Origin of the sequence: Actinocrinis sp. (assembly GCF_035650855.1) — a bacterium.
In the GTDB taxonomy this organism is placed as follows: domain Bacteria; phylum Actinomycetota; class Actinomycetes; order Streptomycetales; family Catenulisporaceae; genus Actinocrinis.
This window is the reverse complement of sequence record NZ_DASRGV010000205.1, coordinates 1-4,399: the sequence shown is the minus strand read 5'-3', so window position 1 is coordinate 4,399 and position 4,399 is coordinate 1. Positions and strand designations below refer to the sequence as shown.

The window sequence follows — 4,399 nt, the reverse complement described above, 5'->3', positions numbered from 1 at the left end:
GGGGCTCCGGCCAGGATCGTGCGCAGCCGGGCGAGTTGCCCGTCGAGGTCGGTACCGCGCCGCTCGATCAGCCCGTCGGTGAATAGCGACAGGTAGGAGCCGGGCGGCATCGCGATGCATGCCTCCTGCCAGGTCCACTCGCCGGTGCCGAGCGGGGGGCCTCCGGCGGCGTCGAGTTCGACGACCGTGCCGTCCGGTAGGCGCAGCAGCGGCGCGGGATGACCGGCGTTGGCGTAGGTGAGCACGTGATCGTCGGGGTCGTAGACGGCGTAGACGGCCGTGGCCAGCGCGCCGAAATCGCAGGCGCCCGCGGTAGCCGAGCCCACGGCGTAGGCGACGCCTTCCAGCTCGGCCGCATGCCGATCGAGGTGCAGCAACAGCTCACCGGGCGGCAGATTGGCCGCCGCATACGCGCGCACGGCGGCACGCAACTGACCCATGACCGCGGCCGCGTGCACCCCGCGTCCCATCACGTCGCCCATGACGAACGCGGTACGTCCCGCCCCGAGCGGAATCACGTCGTACCAGTCGCCGCCGACCTGGTACTCACCGGGCTCGTTATCGCGCCGCCAGACGTCCGGGAGGTGCTCGAGCTGGTGGTCCGCAGCGCCCGGCAGGTACACGCCGGCAATGCGCAGGTCGTCGGGTTGAGACAGACGCTGCGGTAACAGCGAGCGCTGCAACGCTACGGCTGCGTACCGATGCCGCCGCTCCCCTGCACGAAGCCGATCTACCGCAGCGGCCTGGTCGGTGCAGTCGATGATGTTGACGAGCGCGCCGGTAACGGGTCCGCCCTCGGGCTGGTGCACCGGCGAGCAGGTGACGCGCAGCACTGCGGGACGTCTGGCGGCGCCATACCCGTTAACGCGCACCTCCGGCGCGACATAAACGGTACCGGTCGCGTAGACGTGGTCGAGCGCGTCCAGCAGGCCGAGCTGCTCGAACTGCGGGACCAAGCCGGCCAGCGGCCCGCACGCCCCGTCCGAGAGGCCGAAGGCGTCCCGGAAGGCGCGGTTGAGGAAATCGACCCGGTGATCGTGGTCACGCACCAGCGCGACCGCGCCGGGCGCGGTACCGAACGCCGCGGCCAGCAGCGTGCCGACCCGGTCGCCTGCCGGGTAGCCGCCGTCGCCGGGTTCCAGCAGCGCCTCGGTGAGGTCGTCCCCGAACTCGTCGAAGCCGGGCTCGCGCAGTGCGGTGTTCTTCAGCATGGGGTTACTCGCGGCAGTCTCGTCTAAGGCGGTGTCATCACGGGCGGCGGTGTCCCTGGAGGCGGCGAATTCCTTCGGGGTCGATTGGCGCGGGACGGCGCGGTCGGACAACGCCGCAGACGGCGCGTCGGGCTTCCATGACACGGGTAGTGGCGTCCTCTCCAAGTGCCCGCCGCTCGGCTCCCGACCGTACGCACGTCTCGTCAGCGTCCGGTCGGCGGCGCGGACGGAGCCGCGCATTCGGAGCCGGACCACTCGCCCCACCCGGAACAGCAGGTGAGGCCAGTCTGCCGGACTGGGCAGCGTGGGGAGGGGGACTGCCACGATCAACCATTCGATCGAGGGACAACCGGGACCGGCTCTGGCCGCGTTCGGCCAGGCTGGCGACGGTTCCCGCCTGCTCACCCGAACGGATGACCCCGAACGGAGGACGCGGAAGCCGTCACGAGACGAGGATCAGCGCAGCTGCGCGATTCGGTGCTATGAACAGCCCGGAATCGCTCCGGAGCTGCCTCCTCCCTGAGCCGCGGCCAGCTGGAGCAGGCCGCACAGGGTGCTGTCGGAGACGAGCCAGTGGCCGTTCTGCTTGATGGCCTTTCCGGCCATGCCGCCCATCATCACCGTGCCGTTGAGCGCGATCTGATAGGTCACGTCCGCGTCGTTCGCGTCGGGGAAGGTGACCTTCTGAACGGTCGCGCTGGCCTGCCCGACCCGCGGATCGGCGGCAAAGGCCTGCAGCGCCGGTTTCATGGTGGTCGTGCCGTTCTGCAGCAGGGTTTCCTTCTGGCTGATCGGGGTGTCCTTGGAGAAGAAGGACTGCCAGACCTGGGTCACCGCGGCGGAGTCGGCGCTCTGCCCGCCGGTGGCCGAGGCGGAGGCGCCCGCGGAGGTCGACGACGAAGCCGACGAGTTGTTGCCGGAGCTGCTACACCCGGCTATCAGCGCCACTCCCGTCAAAGGGATGAGGATACGGATGAGGAGCCTCACGATTACCGCCTCTCCCGCACGACACGGTTCTGCCATACCATCATCGCGCGGTTGGGCGACTTTGTTGAGGGGTGCCGGTGGTTGTCCGCTTTGGTCCCGGTGTGGATGTCGGCTGGGTGGTTGCCGCCGTGGGCATCGGGATGGACGTGGTCGGCTGGTACCAGATCTCCGGGCAGCCCACCGAGGCGCAGCAACTGCCGTACCTGGCCTCGGCCACGATCCCTGGAGCGGCGCTGATCGTCGCAGGTGCGGTGCTGATTGGGGCGCGCCATCGTGCGGAGCAAGGCAGCAGCCGGGGCGGGATCGGGGGTGCGGCCAGGAGCGGGGCCGGGGCTGGGAGTGCTCAGGCGCGGTCAGGCCGGCGTGATGGGCTTTGGGCCTTGCCGGACGGCAGCTACCTGCATCGCGGGGACTGTCCTCTGCTCGACGGGAAGCCGGAGGCCTTCGAGGTGTCGCGGGATGCGGACGGCGCGTCGGACGGTTCGGCGCCGAGCCGTGCCTGCCCCATCTGCGAGCCGGACCTGGTCACCGCCGCTTAGCGGGGCGGGGCCGGCCGAGGTGGGGATCGTGGAAGCCGTGAAAGTGCCGCCATCGGGTGAGCTCGGGATCAGCGCGGCGGCGGCACGGTGGCCCGAAACGGCGAGCACCGTGAGCGCCGGGGCGGGACAGCTCGCGATCGCAGGGCTAAAGAGCCGACCGGCAAGGCAGCAGTCCCACGGGCGAACGCCGTGAGCGCCGGGGCAGGACAGCTCGGGATCGCGGGGCTCGGGATCGGCGCGGTGGCCGGTCTGTCCGGGCTGGGAGTCATCGCGACGTACCGCGTGACCGGCGTGCTTAACGTCGCCTTCGGTGCGATCGGGATGACGGGCGCCTTCCTGCTGCGCGCGGCCGTGCGGGAGTGGGGCATGCCGACAGCCTTAGCAGTCGCGCTGATCCTGCTGGTTTGCGCTCCGCTGTTCGGGCTGCTCATCGACGCGGCGGTTTTCCGCCCGCTCCAGCAGCGCGCCGCCGGGGTCGCGGCCGAGCTCACTGCGGGCTTCGGCATCACGGTCCTTCTGGTCGGCATCGCGACGGCGGTGTGGGGTTCCGGCGCGCGGACGGATGCGCCTTCGCTGCTGCCCGCCGGTTCCGTTCAGCTCGGCGGCCTCACCGTGCCGCTCGGGGTCCTGGTCGAGCTCGGGCTGCTGACGGCGGTCGCCGCTGCCTTGGTTCTCCTCGCGCGCGGTCGCACGTTCGGCGTAGCGATTCGGGCGGTAGTGGACGATCGCGGACTGGCGGAGCTGAGCGGCCTGCCGGCGCGGCGGCTCGGGCGGCTGGGTTGGGCGGTGGGCTGCGCATTGGCGGCGGCGGCTGGGATGCTGCTCGCGCCGCAGCTGCGGCTCGATCCGGTGACGTTCACCTTGGTGCTGTTCGAGACGCTGGGTGTGGTGGTGGCCGCGCGGCTGGTCAATCCGGCGGTCGCCATCGGCGTGGCGCTGGCCACCGGTATCGGGCAGGCGGAGCTGATCGGCGTGCAGCTTGGCGGCCGGCCGGGCGAGGTGCTCGCTGCGGTGCGCTCGAATCTGTTCGTGGCGGTGCTGCTGGTGGCGGTGTGGGTGGCTCCGGCGTTCCAGGAGGCGCGCGAACGCGTCTCGATCCTGCCGCGTAAAGGCACGCTGGCTGAACACATCGGCGGCTGGTGGCAAGTCGTTGCGTTGGGCGTCGCTGCGGCGTGGTTGCGACCGCAGGACATCGGTACCGCTCAGCTCATCCCGCCGCTCGCGGTGGTGCTGCTTTCGTTCCGAGCGCTCAGTGCGGTCGGCTTGATCTCGCTCGGTCAGACCGCTTTCGTCGGGGCGGGCGCGCTCGTGGCCGCTTGGACGCCGCGCTTCGGCCTGATCGCGGCGCCGGCCGCGGGCGCGGTGCTCGGCCTGCTCTTCGCGTTGCCGGTGGCCCGGAAGCGGCCGCTGCACCTTGCGCTCACCACGCTCGCGCTGGCCACCGCGGCGAGCCGGTTCATGTTCGAGCAGCCGCTGTTCACCCTGCCGCTCGCGCGCCGGCCCGGGTTCCTGGCGGGCGATCGTGGGTTCCTGCTGGCAGAGGCGGTCGGCTTGGGTGTGGTGGTGCTCGCGCTGCTGCCGCTGGATCGGGGCTGGGTTGGTCGGCGGCTGGCGGCGATCCGGGACAGTGAACCGGCGGCTCGCATGCTCGGTGGCGACGTG

At 71.2% G+C, this 4,399-nt stretch carries 4 protein-coding genes; 2 read left to right on the top strand and 2 right to left on the bottom strand.

Annotation, left to right across the window (positions count from 1 at the left end; all coding sequences use genetic code 11):
- Window positions 1–1,211, bottom strand: a 1,211-nt coding sequence (locus VFB40_RS14785; RefSeq protein ID WP_324851015.1) for a SpoIIE family protein phosphatase, incomplete at its 3' end; no start/stop codon positions are given.
- Between the two features lie 480 nt (window positions 1,212–1,691).
- Complete coding sequence (locus tag VFB40_RS14780) at window positions 1,692–2,159, bottom strand: MTB12 C-terminal domain-containing protein (RefSeq protein WP_527249197.1); 468 nt, start codon at window positions 2,157–2,159, stop codon at window positions 1,692–1,694.
- A 155-nt stretch (window positions 2,160–2,314) separates the two neighbouring features.
- On the opposite strand from VFB40_RS14780, the gene VFB40_RS14775 reads away from it, so the two are divergent.
- Window positions 2,315–2,737, top strand: a complete 423-nt coding sequence (locus tag VFB40_RS14775) for a hypothetical protein (protein WP_324851011.1) — start codon at window positions 2,315–2,317, stop codon at window positions 2,735–2,737.
- Between the two features lie 189 nt (window positions 2,738–2,926).
- Window positions 2,927–4,399, top strand: a 1,473-nt coding sequence (locus VFB40_RS14770; protein ID WP_324851009.1) for an ABC transporter permease subunit, incomplete at its 3' end; no start/stop codon positions are given.